Source organism: Streptomyces sp. SAS_272 (genome assembly GCF_052543235.1).
The window spans coordinates 74,578-96,496 of the sequence record NZ_JBMNDR010000005.1; the positions used below are offsets into that span (position 1 = coordinate 74,578).

At 69.4% G+C, this 21,919-nt stretch carries 18 protein-coding genes and 1 pseudogene; 4 read left to right on the forward strand and 15 right to left on the reverse strand.

The annotated features are described in order from the left end of the window. Positions 1–456 precede the first annotated feature (456 nt). Positions 457–2,226 (reverse strand): copper resistance CopC/CopD family protein, encoded by a 1,770-nt coding sequence (locus ACN6LD_RS05755; RefSeq protein WP_334450257.1) that lies wholly within the window; start codon positions 2,224–2,226, stop codon positions 457–459. A gap of 95 nt (positions 2,227–2,321) precedes the next feature. Beyond that, positions 2,322–3,038, reverse strand: a complete 717-nt coding sequence (locus ACN6LD_RS05760; RefSeq protein ID WP_334450258.1) for a DUF1775 domain-containing protein — start codon at positions 3,036–3,038, stop codon at positions 2,322–2,324. A gap of 957 nt (positions 3,039–3,995) precedes the next feature. Here ACN6LD_RS05760 and ACN6LD_RS05765 point away from each other — a divergent pair. Together ACN6LD_RS05765 and ACN6LD_RS05770 are read left to right on the forward strand one after the other, a co-directional pair. Then, entirely contained in the window at positions 3,996–5,789 is a 1,794-nt protein-coding gene (locus ACN6LD_RS05765; RefSeq protein WP_334450259.1) for a chloride channel protein, read from the forward strand. Positions 5,790–5,957: 168 nt separating this feature from the next. Continuing rightward, positions 5,958–6,203: a hypothetical protein gene (locus ACN6LD_RS05770; RefSeq protein ID WP_256905189.1), complete on the forward strand. Its 246-nt coding sequence runs from the start codon at positions 5,958–5,960 to the stop codon at positions 6,201–6,203. A 228-nt stretch (positions 6,204–6,431) separates the two neighbouring features. On the opposite strand, the gene thpD is transcribed toward ACN6LD_RS05770, so the two are convergent. Genes thpD through ectA form a run of 4 tightly spaced genes read right to left on the reverse strand, consistent with a single transcriptional unit; the run spans position 6,432 to position 9,520 of the window. After that, positions 6,432–7,289, reverse strand: coding sequence for an ectoine hydroxylase (gene thpD / locus ACN6LD_RS05775; protein ID WP_334450260.1), 858 nt, complete (start codon positions 7,287–7,289; stop codon positions 6,432–6,434). Between the two features lies 1 nt (position 7,290). Continuing rightward, entirely contained in the window at positions 7,291–7,689 is a 399-nt protein-coding gene (locus tag ACN6LD_RS05780) for an ectoine synthase (RefSeq protein ID WP_334450261.1), read from the reverse strand. Next, positions 7,686–8,975: a diaminobutyrate--2-oxoglutarate transaminase gene (gene ectB, locus ACN6LD_RS05785; RefSeq protein WP_334450262.1), complete on the reverse strand. Its 1,290-nt coding sequence runs from the start codon at positions 8,973–8,975 to the stop codon at positions 7,686–7,688. The genes ACN6LD_RS05780 and ectB overlap by 4 nt, the downstream gene beginning before the upstream one ends. 23 nt (positions 8,976–8,998) lie before the next feature. Then, a complete protein-coding gene (gene ectA, locus ACN6LD_RS05790) occupies positions 8,999–9,520 on the reverse strand; it encodes a diaminobutyrate acetyltransferase (protein WP_334450263.1) in 522 nt (173 codons plus the stop codon). A gap of 1,318 nt (positions 9,521–10,838) precedes the next feature. On the opposite strand from ectA, the pseudogene ACN6LD_RS05795 reads away from it, so the two are divergent. Further along, positions 10,839–11,403 (forward strand): annotated as a pseudogene (locus ACN6LD_RS05795) (transposase); the annotation flags it as partial. 90 nt (positions 11,404–11,493) lie between these two features. On the opposite strand, the gene ACN6LD_RS05800 reads toward ACN6LD_RS05795, so the two are convergent. The 4 genes from ACN6LD_RS05800 to ACN6LD_RS05815 form a co-directional block, all read right to left on the reverse strand. Continuing rightward, positions 11,494–12,063, reverse strand: coding sequence for an SMI1/KNR4 family protein (locus ACN6LD_RS05800; protein ID WP_445034229.1), 570 nt, complete (start codon positions 12,061–12,063; stop codon positions 11,494–11,496). A gap of 634 nt (positions 12,064–12,697) precedes the next feature. Further along, positions 12,698–13,708 (reverse strand): hypothetical protein, encoded by a 1,011-nt coding sequence (locus ACN6LD_RS05805; RefSeq protein WP_334450265.1) that lies wholly within the window; start codon positions 13,706–13,708, stop codon positions 12,698–12,700. 737 nt (positions 13,709–14,445) lie between these two features. After that, on the reverse strand, positions 14,446–15,276 hold the full coding sequence (locus ACN6LD_RS05810) for a hypothetical protein (RefSeq protein WP_334450266.1): 831 nt from the start codon (positions 15,274–15,276) through the stop codon (positions 14,446–14,448). A 65-nt stretch (positions 15,277–15,341) separates the two neighbouring features. Beyond that, a complete protein-coding gene (locus tag ACN6LD_RS05815; protein ID WP_445034228.1) occupies positions 15,342–16,193 on the reverse strand; it encodes a hypothetical protein in 852 nt (283 codons plus the stop codon). A gap of 420 nt (positions 16,194–16,613) precedes the next feature. Between ACN6LD_RS05815 and ACN6LD_RS05820 the strand changes: the two genes are divergently transcribed. After that, positions 16,614–16,778: a hypothetical protein gene (locus ACN6LD_RS05820; RefSeq protein ID WP_334450268.1), complete on the forward strand. Its 165-nt coding sequence runs from the start codon at positions 16,614–16,616 to the stop codon at positions 16,776–16,778. 93 nt (positions 16,779–16,871) lie between these two features. Here ACN6LD_RS05820 and ACN6LD_RS05825 read toward each other — a convergent pair whose 3' ends face one another. The 5 genes from ACN6LD_RS05825 to ACN6LD_RS05845 all read right to left on the reverse strand — a co-directional run bounded on the left by ACN6LD_RS05825 (position 16,872) and on the right by ACN6LD_RS05845 (position 21,673). Further along, positions 16,872–17,477, reverse strand: a complete 606-nt coding sequence (locus tag ACN6LD_RS05825) for a hypothetical protein (RefSeq protein ID WP_334450269.1) — start codon at positions 17,475–17,477, stop codon at positions 16,872–16,874. Between the two features lie 172 nt (positions 17,478–17,649). Then, positions 17,650–18,084, reverse strand: coding sequence for a hypothetical protein (locus tag ACN6LD_RS05830; RefSeq protein WP_445034226.1), 435 nt, complete (start codon positions 18,082–18,084; stop codon positions 17,650–17,652). Positions 18,085–18,191: 107 nt separating this feature from the next. After that, entirely contained in the window at positions 18,192–18,338 is a 147-nt protein-coding gene (locus ACN6LD_RS05835; protein ID WP_298561783.1) for a hypothetical protein, read from the reverse strand. A 150-nt stretch (positions 18,339–18,488) separates the two neighbouring features. After that, positions 18,489–20,825 (reverse strand): sensor histidine kinase, encoded by a 2,337-nt coding sequence (locus ACN6LD_RS05840; protein WP_445042638.1) that lies wholly within the window; start codon positions 20,823–20,825, stop codon positions 18,489–18,491. Continuing rightward, positions 20,822–21,673, reverse strand: coding sequence for a response regulator transcription factor (locus ACN6LD_RS05845; protein WP_355981768.1), 852 nt, complete (start codon positions 21,671–21,673; stop codon positions 20,822–20,824). The genes ACN6LD_RS05840 and ACN6LD_RS05845 overlap by 4 nt, the downstream gene beginning before the upstream one ends. Positions 21,674–21,919: the final 246 nt, after the last annotated feature.

Here is a 21,919-nt window from a genome sequence, read left to right on the forward strand (position 1 = left end):
CCCCCCCTCCCCCCCCCCCGGGGCGGGTAAGGACGGCCGGCCGAACCCCCTGCGCTCGAGTCGTCATCCCCGAGACGCGCACCGCTCGGGCGACGCGGCCTCGCCAGGCGCCGGCTCACTTCCGAGGCAGCCCCTACTCCGCGGCTTCCCAGCGATTCCCGCATAGTCAGCGCCTGGGCCGCCATCCACACCATCGACTTCGACCAGCGCCACCTCGCCCGGACGGTCACCCGTCGCCCAGAGTCAGGTTGCTTCGCGAACCCGGAGCCGACGGGCCAGAACGTCCGCCACGCTGCGTGTCTGGGCGCCCGCCTCGGTCCTGACCCACGCCGGACGAGCTCCTGAGTCAGGCGCCCGTGGACGACCAAGGGCGCCTCACTCGCCTGCTCCCGCCCAGGAAGACCCGGAGGCTCAGCGCGCGTTTTGTGCAGTGCGAGAAGACGGGACGAGGGGTTGTCAGGGTCCGATGTCGACCTGGTGCTCCACGGTGACCTGGTCGACTTCCGACACCCGTACAGTGACCCGCATCGTCCACGTCCCTTCCGTGGGCAGGGTGAGACTGTCACTGCCCCAGTAGCCGCGCTCGTCCACGAGCTCCGCATCCAGGGGGCCCACGCCCTGCGAGGCCAGGGTGAAGGCGAGACGCAGTTCGGGCACAGGTACGAGCCCGCCGTCTGCGCCGTAGACGACCGCCTGGACCGCGTTGCGTCCGACCCGCCCGGGTTCCAGGACGATCTGCACCCTGCCGCTCCCCAGGGGTCCCAGGGTGCGACTGCCGGTGTCGAAGGGGACCATCGACAAGGACTGAGTGGGCTGACCGGGCACGAGAACCGCCAGCGCCGCCGACTCCTCGGCCGCCCGTCCGGTCTGCGTCCCGGTCAGCATGGTGGTGAGCATCAGGACCACCATGCCGACCGCCACCTCGGCCAGCACGCACCGGCGCAGCCCGCGCCGCTGCGCTGTCCGCTCCGTCGAAACCCCGGCCCTGGACGGGAGGGTGCCGCAGGGATCGTCCGCCTCCCGGCCGCCCACCGCGATCGGCACCCGCTCCGGCTCGGTCGCCGTGAGCAGCCGCCCGGTCCAGCGCCGTGACTGCGCGGCCACCGCCAGTACCACCAGCACGGTCCACACCTTGAGCGACAGCGTCCTGCCATACCCGGTGTGCAGCAGCGCGTCCCAGGACCCAAGCCCGCGCCAGGACTGGTAGACGCCGGTGGCGGCGAGAACCGCCACCGAGACGAACGCCAGCCGAGAGAAGCGGGCGACCGCGGCGGGAGGGAGCGGATCCTCGGCCGGTGCCCGGTACAGGATGGTGAGCAGGGCGGCCAGCCCGCCCAGCCACACCGCCATCGCGAGCAGATGAAGTGCGGTGGAGACGACCGCCACGGGGACCTGGACGCCGACCGCGGCATGCTCGGCCACGACCCAGGTCGCTGCCAGAGCCAGGGCGAACAGGACACCGGCCATCCTCCCAAGTCGGCCGGCGCCTTCCCGGACCCTCCGGTCCCGAACGAGCACGGCCAAGACGAGCAGCAGCACCAGCCGCACCAGCAGGGCGACACCTGACCGGGTCTCCATCGTGCCGCGCAGCGACCGCGCGTCGAACACCGCGCCCGGTCCTTCGCCGCTGTCGTACGGTCCGCGGAGCAGCACCAAGGCCAGGGTGGACAGCGTCAGCACCCACCAGCCGGTCACGAAGAGTCGGCGTACGGCTCGCCGGGCCGTGGCCGTCGGCCAGCAGGCCAGGACGAACACGGCGATGCCGATGAGCAGGGCCAGTCCCGCGTAGGCGACGTAGCGGGCCGTCTCGTTCAGCGCGCTCGTGGCCCCGGGTACGGCCGGCTGCGCGGTGGCAGCGGGCCTGGCGGGCGAGCGTTTGCCGACGGAGAAGGTGAAGGCTCCGGTCACGGCGTGGCTGTCCGCCGACACCACCCGCCAGGAGACGGTGTACGTGCCCTGGCCAAGCCCTCCGGCGAGGCGGACGCGGGCCGTGTTGCCCTGTCCGTCGGCGTGCTCCGGATCGCCCGCAGTCGCCGGGCGGTTGTCGGGGTCGAGGACGCGGACGGAGTTCTCGACGAGAGCGACGGCTTCGTCGAAGGTCACCGTGATCTGTCGTGGCACGGCCTTCAGGACGACGCCCTCGCGGGGGTCGCTGCTCGTGAACACGGCGTGCGCGGAGGCCGGGGTCACACCGGCCAGGAGAAAGAGGGTGAACGCCACAGCCACGACGAGCAGGGCCCGGTACGTCCGGTGGTCGTCAGGTGTCGGCCGACGTACGGGACAGGAGGGCGTTACCCGGACGCCGAAGGCGGACGCTCGGTTCACCGCGCACCGCCCCGCCCGGCGCGGCGCCGGTTCAGCCGCCAGGCGAATGCGCCGAGCCCGAGCAGGGCGGCGGCTGTGCCGGCGGCGATCAGCCCTCCGAGCGGGTTCTCACCCTCCGCGCGCGCCGAGGCACTGGCGTCGCCGCCGCCGGAGGGGCCTTCGGACGGTGTGCGGGACGCCCGTGTGGAAGGCGGGCTGAGGGGCTGCGCGTCGGCGGTCGCGGGCCTCAGCTTCAGCACCGGAGCGGGCTGGTCCGACTCCGCTTCCTGCCTGGGCAGTTCGATCCAGCGCGAGACCCTGCCGTCGCCGTAGGTGTCGACGGTCTTGAACACGAGCTCCTGGACGTCGGGCAACTGCCGCACGGTGATCGCGTGTTCGGCGTCCGCTCCCGTCGCCAGAGCAGGGCCACCGATCGTGTAGCCGTCCGAGGTGGTCTTCAAAGTCCAGCCCTTCGGGGCATGCGCGAGCGTCACGTCGTCCGGCTCGATGCCTTTCGGCAGGGCGACGCGCACCCGCGCGAAGCCCGCCGTGTCGGACTCGGCCTCGGAGGTGAAGGTGAGGGTGACGTTGCGGGCCAGAGCCCTCGGGGTGTCGGCCTCGACCTCCGTGTGGGCGGACGCGGGGTGGGCCAGGACGAAAGCGGATGTCAGAGCGAGGGCGCCGACCACGGCGATGCGGCCGAACTCGCGAGCAGCGGGATTCAGGGATTGCACGGAAGACAGGGGCACGAACGAACTCCGGAAGCGTCAGGCCGGGCGGGCTTCGACCCGGCCGGGATGATGGCGAAGGGACCGGAACAACGAGGTCTTCCGGTGGCCCCCTGCGCGGCAGCGCACGTTCCGGCGCTCCGAATCCGATCGGCAGGCAAGTCCCTCGGCACGCCACTCGCCGCAAGACCGGCAGTGCCCGGCGCACCGGGCGCATCAGCAGCTTGACCCACAACCGTCTCAGCCGCCCACGCGCGGCCACCAGCACACGTCGTGCCATGCGGGCGCCGGCCAACGCGGCCGCGACGGCCGCGTCGGCCTGGTGCAGCAGCCATGCCACGGCGAGCGCTGCGCCCATGTGGACAGCGGTCATAGCGGCGGAAGACTGGTGCCAGGAGTGGCCGTCGCCGGAGGCCATCGACGAGCCGGCGGGACTGGCGTGGACCGCCGTGTTCCGGTGCCCGTCGGCCGCCCAGGCGAGAGCCAGATGGAGCGCACCCTGCACGGCCAGCGTGCATCCGACAGTGGCCAGCGGGGAGAAACGACGGCGGGCGGCGGGCCAGACACCCGCGAACTGCAGGAGCACAAGGGCGGCTACAAGGCGCCACGGCTCTGCCGCGCCGCCGGCCGCATGGTGGCCGAGGGCGGCGAGGACGCTGCCCGCCACGGCGAAGACTCCCGCCCGGGCACAGGCGCCCGACGTGTTCGCCCGCTCTCCCTCTCCCCTTTCAGGGAGGGACACGCAGGCGCCCTTTCGCACGTCTACCCCCTCGCAGGCTCGACCGTATCCGGTGCGTCGGCGCACCCCGTCATGGTGCGGGTACGGCGGCGGATCCCCCAGCGTTCACTCTCCTGGCCCCGCAGTGCCGCCCGCCCGTCGTCCTCACCGGAGGCCGAGCGGAAGTGCTCGCATCGCCCCACTTGACATGCTTTGCATAATGCAAAGGTACGGAAGGGGTAGCAATGAGTGCCATCCAAACGGCCAAGAACAGGCCGGCCGCAGCGCAGAAGACGCCGATCGGTCTCCCACCCTCGCGGAGACTCACCGATCTGCGCGCCGCGCCCTGGGGGCTGCCGGTACTGGCCGTGGTGGTCGGCGCCGGGGCGGGAGCGGGATCGATCGTCTTCCGCTGGTGCATCACCACCTTCACACACCTCTTCTCCGGACACGGCGACTACGCCGCGTCCCCGGGCTCCGGCAATCCGCACGTGCCGTGGCTGGGCCCGTACTTCGTGCTGATCGCTCCCGTGCTCGGCGGCCTGCTCTATGGGCCGTTGGTGTACCGCTTCGCCAGGGAGGCCCGCGGGCACGGGGTGCCCGAGGTGATGGTTGCCGTCGCCCAGCGCGGTGGGCGGATCAGCCCCAAGGTGGCCGTCGTGAAGACGCTGGCCTCCGCACTGACCATCGGCTCGGGCGGCTCGGTGGGCCGGGAGGGGCCGATCGTGCAGATCGGCTCGGCACTCGGCTCAACGCTGGGCCGTCTGGCGAAGGTGCCCGAGGGACGGATGAAGCTCCTCGTCGCCTGCGGCGCGGCAGGCGGCATCGCCGCCACCTTCAACGCCCCGCTCGCCGGAGTCTTCTTCGCCATGGAGCTGATCCTGGGCACGTTCAGCACCGAGGCGTTCGGCGCGGCCGTACTGGCCAGCGTGACGGCGAGCGTCATCGGCCGGGCGGCCTTCGGCGACGTGGCCTTCCTGAGCCTGCCGGACTTCCATGTGGACCATCTCGCGCAATACGGCCTGTTCGCCGCGCTGGGGGTGGTGGCCGCCCTGGTCGGCGTGGGCTTCTCGCGGTTCCTGTACCTGATCGAGGACGCCTGCGACTGGCTGTGGCGCGGCCCCGAGTGGCTGCGCCCGGCGGTCGGCGGCCTCGCGCTGGGCCTGGTGCTCCTTGCCCTGCCCGAGATGTACGGCGTCGGCTACCCGGTCCTGCAGAAGGCGACCGAGGGCGGGTACGCGGTCGCCTTCCTGCTGTTGCTGCTGGCCGGCAAGATGCTGGCGACCAGCCTGACCATCGGCATCGGCGGCTCGGGCGGCGTCTTCGCGCCCAGCCTGTTCATCGGGGCGATGCTCGGCGCGGCGTACGGCATCGGCGCGCACGACCTGCTGCCCGGCACCGCCGGTGCGGTGGGCGCGTACGCACTGGTCGGGATGGGCGCAGTCTTCGCCGGCGCCTCCCGCGCGCCGATCACCGCCGTGGTGATCCTCTTCGAGCTCACCGGCGAGTACTCGATCATCCTGCCGCTGATGCTGGCGATCGTGCTGGCCACCGCCACCAGCCGTCTGCTGTCCCGGGACACCGTCTACACGCTCAAGCTGCGCCGCCGCGGCATCGACATCGAGGGTCCCGCACGGGGCGCACGGCTCGGTGTGCAGCGGGTCGACGCCGTCATGGAGCCCCTGCCCTCGTCCCTGTCGTGGTCGACACCGCTCCCCGACGCCGCCGATCTGCTGAGCCTTTCCGGCCACGGCGCGCTGCCGGTCGCGGACGAGGCGGGCGCTTACGCCGGGGTGGTCACCGCCCAGGCGGTCGCCGAGGCCCTCGCCGAGCAGCCGGACGCCGTGCCCACCCAGGTCGGCCGACTCGCCGAGCGACCCGCGCCCGTCACCGCGGACCAGTCCCTCGCGCAGGCGCTGAACACTTTGCTCGCGGCGGCAGGAACAGGGGTCCCGGTCCTCGATCACGCGCACGGCGAGCCGGTCGGCTGGCTCAGCCACCAAAGCGCCCTGCGCGCGGTGCACACGGCGGGCGCATAGAACGCGCCCTGCCCCCACGGCCCCGGCAGAGCGAGTACCGGACACGCCTGGGCCACATGCACCGGCTCGGCCCTCGCAGACCAACGCACAGCACTTCATCCTTATGTTGCACTGTGCAAAAATGGGTAGAGGCGACTTTGACGCACCCATCGCTCCCGGGAGGCCACCATGCCCACGAACCACGTCCGGCGCGCGTACTCTTTCGTGTGCCTCGACTGCGGACACGGCTGGGAAGGCGCGTACGACATCGATGTGACCGTGGACGAGCACGCCCGGATCACCGCCGACTACCAGCTCGACGGCGAACGCGTACCGTCCCCGCTGCAGTCACCGCAGTGCCCGTCCTGCGAGGGGCACAAGATACGCATCATGCGGCCGGGGCGGGTGGCTTCGGCCCATCTGTACGAGAGGTGACCGGCGCGGCGGCGGGCTCCCGTGGGACCCCGCCCGACGGGGCACGCCATGCAGAGCAGTCGCCCTCCGCGTGTGCTGACGGCCCGGACAGGGGCGACCCGAAGACACGTTACTGAGGAGCCCCCGCGTCCGTGACCTGGCCATTGATCGGTCTCGTCATCTTCTCCGAGGTTCGACAGGGCAGGCGGCCCGGCCGTGCGCCTCCGCTTCGGCCGGGCCGCGGGAAACCTATCCCACCGGCAGGAAGTCGCGGGCCGCGATGAACTCCGGCCGGCGTACCGGGGCGGCGAAGGGCTCCACCGGCTGGTTCTCCACGCTGTTGAACACGATGAAGACGTTGCTGCGCGGGTAGGGCGTGATGTTGTCCCCGGAACCGTGCATGCAGTTGCAGTCGAACCAGGTCGCCGAGCCTGCGGGGCCGGTGAAGAGCTTGATGCCGTGCTCCAGGGCCATCTCGGTCAGCGCCGACGCCGAGGGGGTGCCGGCCTCCTGCATCCGCAGAGATCTCTTGTAGTTGTCCTTGGGCGTGGCTCCCGCGCAGCCGAGGAAGGTGCGGTGTGAGCCCGGCATGATCATCAGGCTGCCGTTGGTGTCACGGTTCTCGGTGAGGGCGATCGACACCGAGACGGTGCGCATGCGGGGCAGGCCGTCCTCGGCGTGCCAGGTCTCGAAGTCGGAGTGCCAGTAGAACCCGCCGGCCCCGAAACCCGGTTTGACGTTGACGCGGCTCTGGTGGACGTAGACGTCGGAACCGAGGATCCGACGAGCGGTGTCCACGACTCTCGGGTCCCGGACGAGTCGGGCGAAGACCTCACTGATGCGATGGACTTCGAAGATCGAGCGGATCTCCTGGGAGGAGGATTCGATGACGGCACGCTCGTCGTTGCGTACCGCCGGATCGGCGATCAACCGCTTCAGTTCGGCCCGGTAGGTCAGGACTTCCGTCCGGTTGAGCAGTTCGTCCACGGTGAGGAAGCCGTCCCGTCCGAAGTCGCTCAATTCCGCGGACGGTTCGCCCCAGAGCACGGGGTCTCGGCGGGGCGTCGTCACTTCGGTCGCACCGCGTGTCGGATACAGGTCGGTCATCTCAGGCTCCTTCCGTGAGCAGGGGGTAGGCGCCGTTCTCGTCGTGCACTTCGCGGCCGGTGACCGGCGGATTGAAGACGCAGACGAAACGCAGATCGGTGCGGGGACGCATGGTGTGCCGCTCGTGCCCGTCGAGAAGGTAGAGCGTGCCGGGGGAGATCAGGTGTGTCTCACCGGTTTCGTCGTCGGTGAGCTCGCCCTCGCCCTCGACGCACAGGACAGCCTCGATGTGGTTCGCGTACCACATGGAAGTCGTGGTGCCCGCGTACATGACGGTCTCGTGGACGGAGAAACCCACGCCGTCCCCGGCGAGGACGAGACGCCTGCTGCGCCAGGCTCCGGTCTCGGCGGTCACATCACGGTCCGTGCCCTCGATGTCGGTCAGTGATCGAATGATCATGCGTTCGTCTCCCTCTGCGCGGTCTGGCGTACGGCCCGGGCGAGAGTGCGCAGGCCCTCGTCGAGCTCGTCCGCGGTGATGGTCAGTGCGGGCAGCAGTTTGAGGACCTCGTCCTGGGGACCCGAGGTCTCGATGAGCAGGCCCAGTTCGAAGGCCCGGGCACTGGCCCGCGACGCCCATCCCTTGTCGTCGAACTCCAGGCCCCACACCAGCCCCCGCCCGCGGTGGCGGGCGCCGGTGCCGGCGTGCTCGGCGACGATCTCGCGCAGGACGGCCTCGGTCTGCTCGCCACGGGCGATGGTCTGCTTCGTCATGCTGCCGCTGTCCGCCCAGTACGTGTCCAGGGCTGCCGTCGCCGTGACGAAGGCGGGGTTGTGGCCACGGAAGGTGCCGTTGTGCTCCCCGGGCTCCCAGACGTCGAGTTCGGGTTTGAAGAGGGTCAGGGCCATGGGGAGGCCGTAGCCGCCGATGGACTTGGAGAGGGTGATGATGTCGGGGACGATGCCGGCCTCCTCGAAGGAGAAGAACGAGCCCGTCCGCCCACAGCCCATCTGGATGTCGTCGACGATCAGCAGCATGTCGCGCCGCTCGCACAGATCGGCCAGACCGCGAAGCCACTCCGGGCGGGCCACGTTGACCCCGCCCTCGCCTTGAACCGTCTCGACGATCACCGCGGCGGGCTGGTTGAGTCCGGAACCCTGGTCTTCCAGCAAACGTTCGAACCAGAGGAAGTCGGCGACGCGTCCGTCGAAGTAGTTGTCGAACGGCATGGGGGTGCCGTGCACCAGCGGAATCCCCGCGCCGGCCCGCTTCATGGAGTTGCCCGTCACGGCCAGCGAGCCCAGGGACATGCCGTGGAAGGCGTTGGTGAACGAGACGATCGCCTCCCGGCCCTTGACCTTGCGGGCCAGCTTCAGTGCTGCCTCCACGGCGTTGGTGCCGGTGGGGCCGGGGAACATCACCTTGTGCGTCAGGCCGCGCGGGCGCAGCACGAGATCCTGGAAGCGCTCCAGGAAGGCCCGCTTCGCGGTCGTGCTCATGTCCAGGCTGTGCGTGACGCCGTCGCGTTCCAGATAGTCCAGCAGGGCGCGCTTGAGTACCGGGTTGTTGTGCCCGTAGTTGAGCGCTCCGGCACCCGAGAAGAAGTCGAGATAGGTCCTCCCGTCCTCGTCATGGATGCGGCTGCCTCGGGCGCGGTCGAACACGACAGGCCAGCTGCGGCAGTAGCTGCGGACCTCGGACTCCAGGGTCTCGAAGATGGAGGGGGAAGGCTGAGTGACAGTCACTGAGGTCGGTCCTTCGGTGCGGTTCATGCCAGCGGGCTGATGCGGTAGAGGATCTCGGGCTCGTGCCCGTGTGCCGTCGGGAACAGGTCCTCGCCGAAGAGGACTTCGCGCTCGATGCGCGCCCCGCGCCGTTGGGCGAACGAGGCGAACAGCCGGTGCGAGGGTTCATTGCCGGGTGTGATCGTCGTCTCGACCTGGCGCGCCCCCGCGTCCACGCCGCGAACTGCGATGTCGTCGAGCATCCGGCCGGCCAGCCCGCGACCCCGATGCGCGCCGTCCACTGCCACCTGCCAGATCACCAATGTCTGCGGGTGATCGGGCCGAATGTATCCGGTGATGAACCCGATGGGGTGGCCGAGGACGTCACGCGCCACGACGGAGGTGCGGGAGAAGTCACGGCACCACAAAAGATAGCTGTAGGCCGAATTGAGATCGAGGACGCCGGTCTCGCGGGCGATGCGCCACATAGCTGCGCCGTCCGCAATATCGGGAAGGTCGAGAGCCGGTACCGGGTAGGGCGAATCCGTCTCCTTGCTGGATTTCATGGGTGACAAACCTAGATGGAGAAGTTGAATTACGCAGCACACGAACTTCTCACAAGAGACCTGTCGACGACTCTGATTCGGGGCGAAACGGATGAAACTATGACATAATAAAAGGGCATTTCGGTCATTGCGACACCGAGTTACACTGCGATAACGATCCGGAAATCCCCTGGTTTGATGGTCTCGTTATGGGGGAGGGGGAGGTTCGGGATCAGAATTTCAGGACCGATGAAAATGTGCGCATGCTTTCACGGGCCCCGGCGTCAGGGTTCGCGGGAGCCGTACAGGTGTGACAGTCGGGGCTTTCATCGATTTCTTATGGAACCGCCCTGAATTACCTCGCTTGCTATCCTGTTCCGAATGCCTGAAAACTTCTCCGATGAGCTCGGTTCGTTGCCGCGGCAGCCTCTGGCGTCGTGAACTCATCGCAGCGTTCCCGCGCGAACCACGGCTCGGCGTATGTCGACGCCTCGCCGAGGGCGTCACTGCCGTCCTTGAGGCCGTCGGGAGCATCGTCGCGAAGCTGATCCGGACGTGCCGCCGGATGTACTGCCGGTATGAGTCGTGAGGCGGACCCCTCCTGGACGACTGTTCGCACGGGAGGCCCCTCGGCGACTCGAACTGTGGGCCCCTGGAGTCCTCCCATCTTGAGCCTATGCAATCTTTGCTCTGTAGAACCATTGCCCTTCCTTTACCGTTATCGAACCGAGGCCGAAGCCCCGGCGCGCTTGGGCGTCGTCGGTGGGCGCGGTCCCTGCCTGCGCTGACGTCGGAGTGGCTTCCTGGCGTGCGCTTCGGCGCTCCGCTCCGGATCTGCGAGTCGTCATGTGGTGCACGTGATCGCGTTCCGCCCATCTCGGGGCCGTTGCGCCGACAGCGAGCGGAGGTGGCGGGCGGGAAGGGGGTTCGTAGCCGTCTCGCGTGAGGTTGAAGTGGCCGTTCACCAGGGAGATTTGCACGGTGGCCCGCCCTTTGCGCAGGGAGCGGAGACCGTCACCGGATGCACGCCCCGGGCATCAGCCCGCGTGCACCCGCACGGTGATCGCCTACACCATCACGCGGGACGCCATCGCGGATTGCTCCGAACAGGGTCCGCACCCGGCGACGCCGGATCCTCGAGCAGGGCTTGGACGGCTTGTGCGACGACCCACGGCCTGGCGTCCCGCGGAAGGTCACCGATGCCGACATCGAGCGGGTCATTGTGCGTTTCTCAGAGTGGCCACCGATCGGGTGACGGGTTGGTCTCCCGCAACGCACGAGGCTCCTGTGCCGTTGAGAGAGATATTCGACGTCTCAACTCAGCAGCGCAGGAGTCTCGTTGGTTCCCTATCGTGCCGTACTAGACCTACCGGCAGGCTCTGGTTGAGTGGGTAACCATGCTCATCGTCACCCGTGAGGGTGACCGCCGCTGCAAGCTCCCGCCTCAGCAGCGCGCTCTCGTCGGCCTGGTCTACTTGCGCCGGCACGACACGCTCGCGCAGATCGCCGCCGGTTTCAACATATCCGTCGGTACCGCCCACGCCTACGTGACGGCCCTCGTCGGTCACCTGTCCCGGCGGGCGCCGGGGCTGCTGCGTGCCCTGTGGGAGAGCGATCGCACCCACCGCGTCATCCGGATCTGCGAGCGCCAGGGCATTCCGGTCCTTGCCGACCGCGCCTACATCGGGGCCGGCTCCTGGGTGACCACGTCGATCAGGTGACTTCCTCACCAGGACCTCAGCCCGACCCAGCGGACAGTCAACCGGGCCCTGTCAGCGGCACGAGCCCCATTCGAACGAAGCGTCGCGAGACTGAAGTCCTGGCACGTCCTCCGTAAAGCCCGCGTCAGTCCCAACCGCATGACGGCCATCGCCGCGGCCGTTCTCACCCTGGAGCGTCAACGCTGGAAATGCTTCTTCACCGTCGCCTCTCCAGGGAGGACGGCTTTGGCGATGACGGTCATCCAGTTGGACCGACGCGGCGGATCTTTTGTTTCACGACCAGACGAGTCGCCCTTCGGCGACCTCACAGACCGGATAGTTTCCATCGGCGATCTTCGTCAGCAGCTCCGCCACGGAGTCGAAATAGTGAGCCAGCGATTCGTACTCGCCCGTGCTCGTGATCTCACCCACGAACCACCTGCCGACACGCCCGTCCCGCACGTCGATAAACTTTCCCATCCAGCCGTCCTGATCCGACAGGAACGGGATCCACTCATTACGCCAGAACGGGTTGTCCGGCTGGTCCGGAGGGTTGAATCCACCGGGCATGGAGCGGTTCGCGTAGAGCTTCTCCATCGCCCGGATGCCCAGAAAGAAGCTTCCCTCTTCCGGAAACCCGGCGAAGCCGCAACACGCCACATCGTCGTCCACGTCTTCCTCAGGAAGATCCAGATTGTTCTGCAACAGCCACGTCCGCAGATCCTGAGGGAGGGAGATACCCATCCGTTCCTCGGCGGTCGCGAGCATCTGTTCCGTAGCGGGCCCAGGCAGATCCGCGTGATCGGCCGGGGCGTACTGCCGAAGGAGATTCATCACGCGGGACCAGCTCTCCGCCACGCTCATTCCCCTCTGCCCTCTCTGCATGGATGCCCCATACGACTGCGCCACTGCGGGGGTTGCGGAGCGCCGACCTCACGACCTCGCAGGGATGGTACTCCGAGCAGGCTTCCTGCCCCCTCCCCTACGACCACCTTCCGGCCCGAAGTGAAGGACCGGCCGCTCAGCGAGGTGACCACCCGCCAACTCCTCACAAACCAGGCCGCTGTGCCCGGTGGGCCCAGCCGAGGTCGCCAAGGCCGTCCTCACCCTGGAGTGGCGAAGCTGAAAACGCTCATTGTCAAAACGCTCGAGGAGACACCGAAGAACGCGACCCCCGGGTCGACGAGGTAGATGGCCGCGGCCACGGGCATATGAGATGTGGGTCGGCACCGGTGAGGCGGAGCGAGCGCCTACCGCTGGCTGGGCCTCGTTGGGCGAAGGACAGATCATGCCTCGGCCGTGACGCTCGTTTGACGCTCCGAGCGTCTGCAGGGTCCTATGACTGGGCTATGAATGGCTTCTGACCTGGGGATACGTCAGTTCCTCCCCTTTCTGATGTCTTTCCGATGACCCACCACGTCGATGTGCCGCGATTGAACCGGTTGCGAAGAGCTCCTGAACTGCGGTTGTGTGTGCGCAAAATGTGCGGTGTGGGCGTTTAATAGGTGGGGCCGTAAGGGCTCCAGTGCCCGAGGAAGGGTTTCAGGTCGTCGCCTCGTGGCTTGGGAATGTCGGGCAGCCGAGGCGGTGTGTTCAATGGGTCGAGGCGCTCAACGGTAGCCGCTGCCCAGCTGATCCATTCCTCGGCCTCGGTTCTGGCCTGGCCCGGAGGCATGGCCTCGACTCGTGTGCGTACGACACTCAAGTACTCCGTCAGTTTGGTGGCGTGGCGCCATGCCTCTTCCTGGGCTTCGAGGTGCCTGACGCGGTACGCCTCCGCGTACCGGATGCGGGCTTGTGCCATGGCGGCTTCCCAGCGGATGCGCTTCTGGCGTGCCGCTTCGGCCTCGTCCTGGCGTCTGCGTTCGGCGGCTTGGCCGCGAAGCGTGACCTCCTGTGCGATCTCGGCGAGCTGCTCTTCAAGGGGACGGCCGGGAGCGTCGGCCCATTCGCTCGCCCGGTGTGGCTGGCCGCCGCTGAGGATGAAGCGGAGGCGTTCGGACGGGGTGTAGTCGAAGCGGGGGATTCTGACCCAGGAGTTCTTCTTGGCGTCGGCGAGTTCCTTCTCGGTGGCGACGTGCTCGGTCCGGTCCTGTTCCTGGAGGACGAGAAACCCCACGGTCTGGCCCTGGGCGGTGATGGTGAAGTGGGGCTTTGCCCTGCGGCGGCGATGAGGTGGGGGTGCGAAGCCGGTCTGCCCGGCCGAGCAGGTGTGTCCGTCGGCCTTGGCAGCGGTGATCAGTGCCTGGATGAGTCGGAGAGCGCGTCCTTGGACGGGCTTGGTCAGGCCGAGCGGCTGGCGTTCGTTCTGCATGGCCCGGATAACGGCGTGGGGCCAAGTGAGCCGCGAGGGCACGGGGACGGGGTCGAGGACGGCAACTCGCCAGGCGGGGATGTCGATGAGCTTGATCTCGTACCCGTCGCGGCACCAGTTTCCGTACAGCTCCTTCGCCTCCGGAATCCGTCCGGATCTGCGTGCGGCGGCGACGCGGGACGGCCACTTCTCCAAGTCAGGACCGCTGCTGCTCTTGACGATCCTGCCGCCGGCCTCCGCGAGTTCTTGCAGAAGCTGCTCCGTGAACGTTACGCGAGGCTGTGATTGAAGGCTTGGCTTCCGCTGGGTGACCGACTTTTCCTGCGCTCGGGCGGACCGGGGGCGTGGAGCGGCGGCTTGGGTCTCCCGCGGGCGTGATCCGCGGGAGGGGTACCTGCCATGTGCCAGGTAGTGCTGGCCGGCGCTTGTCAGGGTGACGCTCCACTGCCCGCTCTTCCGGGAGACCGTTACCAGGCCCCGGTTGTGCAGTGCCTGGCAGGTGGTCTTGTAGGAGGTGGTGTTCCACACGTCGGCAGGGCACCCGGCTCCCACCCACTGCAACACCGAGAGCTGCCGCTCATTGACCCGCCGTTCCAATGGTCTGCCTTCGACTCGAAGTGGTACGACGGCGGCATGGTGCCAGTTCCTGCTCGTCGGCGACAGGCGCTTCAAGTCAATTCGCTCGAACGAGCAGGCGGACGTGGCTGCAAGCCGGTTGGGCGGAGAATAATAGGCAGGTGCTGTTCTGCGGCGGGGGTCTGACTCCTGAGATGTCGTCCGAAGCCTCAAGCACTATGCGAACCGGGAGGTTTTCCACCTGGTCAGACCTGTACAGTCGTAGCCTCCATTATTAGGGGCAGTCGTGAGACGTGGTCGGGCCGGCAGGCGAGGCCGGCGCCCGCCCCGCGCTGGCCACTGCCAGCCCCGCTCGCTCACCCGGGCGCCCCGGGCTGGTCCTTGGCCCACCACAGGAACGCGGCGGAGTGCTGCTGGTTGGCGAATCCCTCGCCGACGAGTTCGCGCAGGAGGCCGTTGCTCCAGAAGACGAGCCGGCCGAGCGTCCAGTTCACCGACTCCGGCGCCGGCAGATCCAGCCCGTAGACCATCCGCGCGATCTCGCGCTTGCCGCCCGCCTCCGTCGTGTACTTGAGGACGGACAGGAACCTGTCCGGCTCCATGACGCAGAGAACCTTTGTGAGGAGGGCTTCCTTGAAGCCCGTCATGGCGAACGATTGGGTGCCGTCGAGGAGTTGCTGCAGCCGGTCCTCGGGCGGTACGTCGTCGGGGCCGTAGAGAAGGTGCTCGATCGTCCGGCGGGTCGACTCCGCGGCATCGGCGTCACCCATGGAGTTCCAGGCGGCGTTGAACATGGACTGGTTGCCGGGGTGGGCTCCGACGTCGGAGTTGGCGAAGTCCTTGAGGGCCTTGGGGTCGCCGGTGCGCAGTCCCTCGCGCGAGAAGATCTGCTGGTATTTCTCCCAGTAGGCCGCCACCTCGGGGTCGAGGCCCGGTCTGGTGGCGAGGAACTGCGCCTTGAGCCGGTTCGCGCGTTCCAGTACGCCGGGCTCGACGTCCTCGGACTTCGGGAATCGGGCCTTGAGGTCACTGATGGAGCGGGAGGGCTGCTTCTTCGGGTCGGTCGGTTCCCCGTGCTCCCATGCGAAGCCGCACCGGTGCCGGACGCGCCGACGCCCGCCCTCCAGGTTCTGTACCACCTCGATGTCCTCGTCGTCGCTGCACAACGGGCACATGGCCAACCCCATGGTGATCCCCTCCGGCCGTCGTAAGGCGTCGCGTGCGACCGCCCGGCGTGGGCTCGGCCGCTCGTTCAGCCCGCGCGACGCCACCGGTAGTCGTTGCCCGCACCGTACCGGCACTGCATACGGGTTCCGGCACCGGTGTAGCCGTACGCTCCGGGATCACCGCACCACGAACCAGGATGCACCCCTCGCCCGGAGTCGCTGTCCCGGGCTTCGGGGGCGGCGGTCTCGGATCCATCGTCGTACCGGTCGGTCGCCGTGGCTTGGGACTCGAGTGCGCCCGTTGGGCAGCCGTCGTGGGGGCTCGCTATTTCCATGGTGACCAGCCAGCCCGGCTCGTCGAAGGTGCCGCTGGCCAACTCCGCGGTGCACACCGTCCACTCGTCGCGCTGCGGATCGCCGCCGTACGCGAACGTCAGTGGAAGTCCGGTTCCATGCTCCAGGACGCTGATCGCGCCGCCGCCCGACCTCTCCTCCATCACATCCCGCGCCTCGCCCCATGTGCTGCCTTCGAGGCCGGACAACGAGAACGCGTCGCGAAGCTCGCCTTCCGGCGGGTCGGATGAACTCCCCGCGGCCTCCGCCGACGACTGCGCGCTTTCCGCTCCGCTGATGGACACGATCGCCAGTGCCCCGAGAACGAGTAGGAGAACCGCAGCGAGCAGTGTCTGCAGCAGCGCACTGTCACGAAGTGAACCGAGGGCCCGGTGCGTCGGTACAGCCGACCACGGCTTGCCGTCCAGGCCAGCTCTGCCCGGTGCGGAGCCTTCTCCGGCATGGGCCTCAGGCTTATCACTGCCGACCGGATGGGCGCGGTGGAGCCGTCCGCGTTCCTGTTCGTTTTCCCGTTGCCGGTCCCGCTCCCGGTCTTCCGGAGTACGCCACCGTTGACCGATCCCGCCGGGCAGTTCCCTGCGCACGCTCGACGGTGGGTGCCCGGTCGTGCGTGCGTGTCTGCGCACCGCCGTAGCCGTGGTCTCGTCCTCGGACTGAGGCACTTCGCCACCGCACGCCTCACACACCCACGTATCCACCCGGAGCCCCCCTTGCCGTCCCGGCGCGGCTCATCTTCACACGCGCCGGTCGGCACCCGCCACGCCGGGCGGCGGGGGCGTACGGTCATAAGGCGTCAGGAGGAGCGGGGCAGAGCACGGGAACCCGCTGGACGACGTTGTTGGTGAACCCGTCCAGGTTCCAGGGCTGTTCCACCGTGGTTGCCGAGACCGTCTCGGCCGTCCTGTTGCTGGCCGTGCTGGCCTTCGCCGTAGTTCGGCCGCGAGGCTGGCCGGAAGCGGCGGGCGCCGTCCCTGCGGCGACCCTAAGCCATGGCGGTGGACCCCGTGACTTCGCACGAGGCATGGCAGCAGACGCATAGCCTGCTGCGGGTCGTGGTCTTCCTCGTTCTGATCCTCGTCCTGGACCAGCTCTGCGTCGACGAGGGCCTGTTCGAGGCGAATGGCACTACCGTTGCCCGCCGGTGCGGCTCCGGTGGAGCAGCGCGTTGACGATCTTCCGTTTCGCGTACCGGCCCTCGTGCGAGGCGCGGGTGCTGCACCACGAGCAAGGCAGGCACAGCCCGCAGTGTGCGGCGGTCAGGTCTAGCCGTGCGGTCGGAGCACCCCAAGGAGCTGGTAGAAGTCGTAGGCCAGGTAGAAGTGCCCATATGCCGCGATGCCCAGCAGGGCCGCGGGGAAGAGGGCGAGGCATCCGCCGTTGCGGTAAGGGCTACCTGAGCGGTCGGCCAGCCACTCCGCGCAGGTCAGGTACGTGAAGGCCGCGAGGACCACGGGCGCCAGCACCGCCACGGCGATGGCCAGTACGGAGGCGACGACCTTCACCACGACCGCCAGGCCGCTGGTGCCGGCCGAACCCGTTGCCGGCGGCAGGTCGAGCCAGGTGGTGAAGAAGAAGGAATCCGCCATGACGGCCGACAGTACGGATGTCACCACGACCGCGGGGTAGTCGCCTACGCCGCCCGGGGGCCGCCCGCCGTCGCTGGTGTGGGGCTGTGGCGCGTCCGCGTGCCGCTGCGGCCCGCTGGTGCGGTGCGCCACACCGCCGCGCAGGTGGTTCAAGAACCAGTCGTCGATGAAGAGGCCGATGACGGACACAATGAAACTGCTCTGCCCCAGCGTGGTGTTGCGGAACTTCCAGAAGATGTAGAAGCAGGCGAGGGCGAACAGGACTTTGATCGCGTTGCGCATGACTCCGGCTCTCGTGATGCGACCGGCCCGGTGGCCTGCCTGATCTGGACCTGCCGCCGTGGGCCCGCGCGGCTGACGGGGGAACGTGGGTACCGGCCAGTCAGCCCGCAGTGTCGCGAGGACGAACCGGCAGCCGGCCGGGCGGCGTCGACCCGGCCTGCTGCCGGTTCGTTTAGCCCCGGTCGAACTCGCCCTTCTCGACGAGGCCCACGACCACCGACTGGAACGTCCCCCACTGCTCGACGAGCCCGTTGCACATCGCGATGCCGCTCGACCCGAAGTACGTCAGCCCGTCGAAGAACATCTCGAAGCGGAAGTCCGGCCTGGCGTAGAGCGCCTCGCGCATCTGCGCCATCTGTCCGGCGTCCAGTCCCGGCAGCGCACCGGCGTAAGCGTCCATCTGGCCCGCCAACATCCTGTCGATCGCCGCCAGCACCTTCTCCACGTCCACACCGCCCGGCCGGTCAGCCTGCCTGGCCGCTTCGACGGCGAACGCCAGCACGTCGGGCGCATCGGCCGCAAGGGGGCTCTGCTTCACCAGCGGGCCGGTGGACCAGTCCCGTACTGCCGAGGAACGCTTGGACTTGCTTCCGAAGAACCCCACCATGATCTCCTTGGTTCCGTTCTGCTGTGAAAAGCCGTGAGCACGGGGTCGCGGCAGACGGCCGGTCCCGGAGGGCCGCTGCAGACGTCCGGTGGCCGGCCGCGGGCCTGTCAGCCGTCGATGATCTTGCGTGCGCGGTTTCCGCGCTCACCGGCCTCCCGGTACAGGCGCTTGAGCATGTCCAATTCCTGCTGGTTGAGCTTGCCGCCGAACTCCGCCTTGCGGAGCACCCGTTCGTATTCCTCAGCCGTGGCCACGGCCACCTCCCGTTCGCTTTCGGTGCCCTGTGGAGCGGGCGGAACAACGGCCGTCCCGGTCAGGACCGCCTGGGCCGGCCGCAGTACGGTCCGGCCTTCGTAGCTCTCACCGACGGGCGGCCATCCCCCGAACGGCCGCCCGTCGTACGGTCATCCTGCCGCCGCGGCACCGATCGCGCTGTCCCCATCGATGGGGACAGCGGTAGGCGGGGCCACGACGCCGGCCGCGTGAGTGGAGACTTCCACCCAGGTGGATTCCGTACCGTCCTCGACGACCGCGGAGGTTCCCGTCAGGGCCTTGCGCAGGGCGGCGGCCCGCGCCGGATCTCCCGGCAGCGTCACCAGGCTGACCAGGAGCGCGTCCGGCCGGGGTTCCACGCTGAGGATCAGGTCCTGCGGGGTCGGGCCCGTGCCCAGCGCGCAGGTGAGCAGGGAACGCAGCAGATCCGGCGGGGGCGGATGGCCGGCGTCCGACTGGATGGTGACCACGCAGCCCTCGGCACGTGCCGCACCCAGCAGTTCACGAGTGGAGCGGCCGAGCGCACCGGGCAGGTGCAGCTCGTCGCGGACAGCCAGATCCAGCATCCGCGCCCGGACCCGGATCTGCGACGCTTGCGGGGAGAACTCCCCGGAGGCGGTACGGCGCAGGAAGGAAAGGATCTCCTCGTCGAGGTCGGCCAGACGTCTGCGGTGCATCGCCTCGCGGGCCTGCCGAGCCGATTCCACAGCGGCCAAGGCCGCCCGCTCGGCATTGGCCCGCATCACCGCCGCGCCCAGCCGGGCCACGGTCTGCCCGATGGCCAGCCCCATGCCCACACCCAGCGCCGGGGCGAACAACGCCGGCACAGCCTTGGCCACGCTCTCGCCCCATGAGTGGGCGAACGGCGGCCCGGCCAGCAGCACCAGGACGACCCCCGCCTGTTCCAGTACCAGGGCCAGCAGGGCTTCCCAGGGCGGCCGGACGATCACCAGCACGGTCAGCAGCGGGGTGACCGCGCCGATCGGCCAGGAGGTGTCATCAGCGATGCCCGAAGTGGGGATCACAAGGAAGCCGCCGACCGCCCCGGCGACGGCGAAGGCGCTCGCGGCGGCGGCCGCGCGCCCCCCGATCGCCGTCCGGGCGCGCAACAGCAACGCCACCGTCACCGCGGCCAGCAGCACGTACCACACCATCAGCCAGCTCACCCGCGGGGAATGTACGGTGTGGATCGCGGCGACGACACCGGTGGCGAGCAGATAGGGGACACAGACGGCGGCCAGCGGCCGGCGGATGTCCCCGACCGCGGCGCGGATGCTCGTCATCCGGTCCGGGGTTTCTGCGGCGGCCCCGCGCAGTTCGTCCGTGCGCACCGCTCGCGCCCGGTCGCGCTGCCAGACCAGCCGTACGGTGGTGCCGTCGCCGGGGGAGCTGTGCACCTCCGCGGTGCCTGCCACGTCGGCCATCCGCCGCAGCACCGATCTGCGCAGTCCCACCGAGGACACCTGCACCCCGGCCGGGGAAAACCCCACGCCGTCGTCGGCGACGGAGAGCACGAAGCCGTGCTCGTCCCCGCGCAGCCGCACCTTCAGCGCCCGCGCCTCGGCGTGCCGGACCGCGTTGCGCACCGCCTCGGCCGCCGCCCCCAGGGCGGCCTCGGCCACCTCGACGGGCACCGGGACGGCACCCGACACCTCGACGCTCAGGGGCGGCCCGCCTCCGGCGGTGAGCCTGGTGAGCAGGGCCGCGAGGTCGGCGGCCTGCCCTGGTGCGGCAGGCACCCGCAGCAGCGCGTCCACGGCACTGCGGCATGTCTGCCTCACCTGCGTCGTGGCGATCCCTGGCATGCTGACCGCCCGCAGCGCGGAACTCACCTCGTCGTGCAGCAAGTCCTGGAAGCGGTGGTGCGCCTCCCGGCGGGCCTGCGCGCGTGCGGCCGTGGCGCCTGCCGTCAGTGCCTGTTCCTGGGCGGCGTCGGCACGGGCTGCGGCGGTGCGCAGCAGTGGGCCCAGCACCGCGGCCGCCACCGCGGCGGCCAGCACCGGCCAGGTGCCCTGCACCGCGGCAGCAGGACCGTCTATCGGCCAACTCGCCATGATCTGCGCGCCGATGGCCGCCAAGGACACCGGCCACGCGAGTCGGCGCGGTCCGAACCCGATCGCCACCAGCACGGTGGCGGCGGTGGGTTCGCAGCGCAGCCCGACGACGATCTGCGACGGCCGCTCGACCGCGAACACCGTCTGCGTGACGAGCGAGACACACACGGCCGCCCAGACATCGTGACGGCCCAGCCGGACGAGTGCGCCGCGCACCGTCAGGGTGGCCGCCAGCGCGGTGAACAGCACGGCGGTGGCGAGAACGGCGGGCGCGAGCCGTCCGCCCGATGACAGCAGCAGCATCGACCAGCTCACCGCGAACAGCGCCGTGACCGCCGCCATCGCGCGCTGAAGACCGGACCACACGCCGTGGCGGTAGGTTCCCGGCCTCGGCGCCTCGGGGTTCGGTGTCACCACCCCAGGGTGTCCGGCAGGTCGTCCGCCGGAGTCGGCGCGAGGTCGATGTGGCCGTCGGCCACGGCGCGCCACACCAGCTGGCGGTTGTCCTCCAGCAGCCCTTCGCCCGCGGCGGCGTACGCCTCGATGGCACGCTTGCGGTACGTGCGGACGGTGTCCTCGGTGATGTGTAGCATCCGCGCCACCTGACGGTGCGGCAGACCCCGGGCGATCAGCTCCAGGACGCGGCGCTCCTGACCGCTGAGGCGGACGGCACCGCGCGGATCGGTGACGATGGCGTGTGCGAGCCGACTGGACAGATAAGGCTCCCCGCCGTGCACAGCGCGGATGGCGTCCACCAGTCGCGCCTCCGGGTCCTCCTTCAGCACCAGACCCGCGGCCCCCGCGTCCAGCGCCCTGCGTACCGCGGCGGGCCGGTGCTCGGTGGTGAAGACCAGCACCCGCGCTCCGGCGGCCCGAAGGCGCCGGACGTTGTCGTCGACGGCCTTGCCGTCTCGCAGCCGCAGGTCGAGCAGGACCACCGAGGGCATGGCCGGGAAGACCCCCGGCAGTGCGCTGGGATGCGAGTCCGGTGGTGCGCCGGGCAAGGCGCCCGCCGATGCGCCGGCAGGCGAGTGCGGGTGCAGCCCTGCGAGGAGCGCGTCCACGTCGGGCGCCACATGTACCAGCTCGATGTCGGCGGTGTGCTCGGCGAAGTACGCCTGCAGGCCAAGCAGGACCACCGGGTGGTCGTCGACCGCCGCTACGGCGATCCTGGCCTCGCTGTGCCCGCCGCGCCCGGCATCCTCCTGGCGCCCGCTGCGTCCGCCGTTCCCTTGGTGTTCCGTGTCCCCGGACGCCGACATGGTCCCCCTCCGTCCGCTTCGCGGCCGAATGCTACCGGGCCGGACAGTGGAGGAGTAGGTCAACGACCGCGAACTCTGTCGGCTCCGGACCTTCCACGCAAAGGCCCACGGAGGCCCCACTGGCGCTTACCCCGCCGGCGTACTGGTTGTTCTGCCACGACGGGTGCGGGTCGGGATCTTCGTGCTGCAGTCGGGTTGGCCGCCTCTGCGAGGGCGGTGTTCCGTCGGCTGTGGGCCTGGACGGCT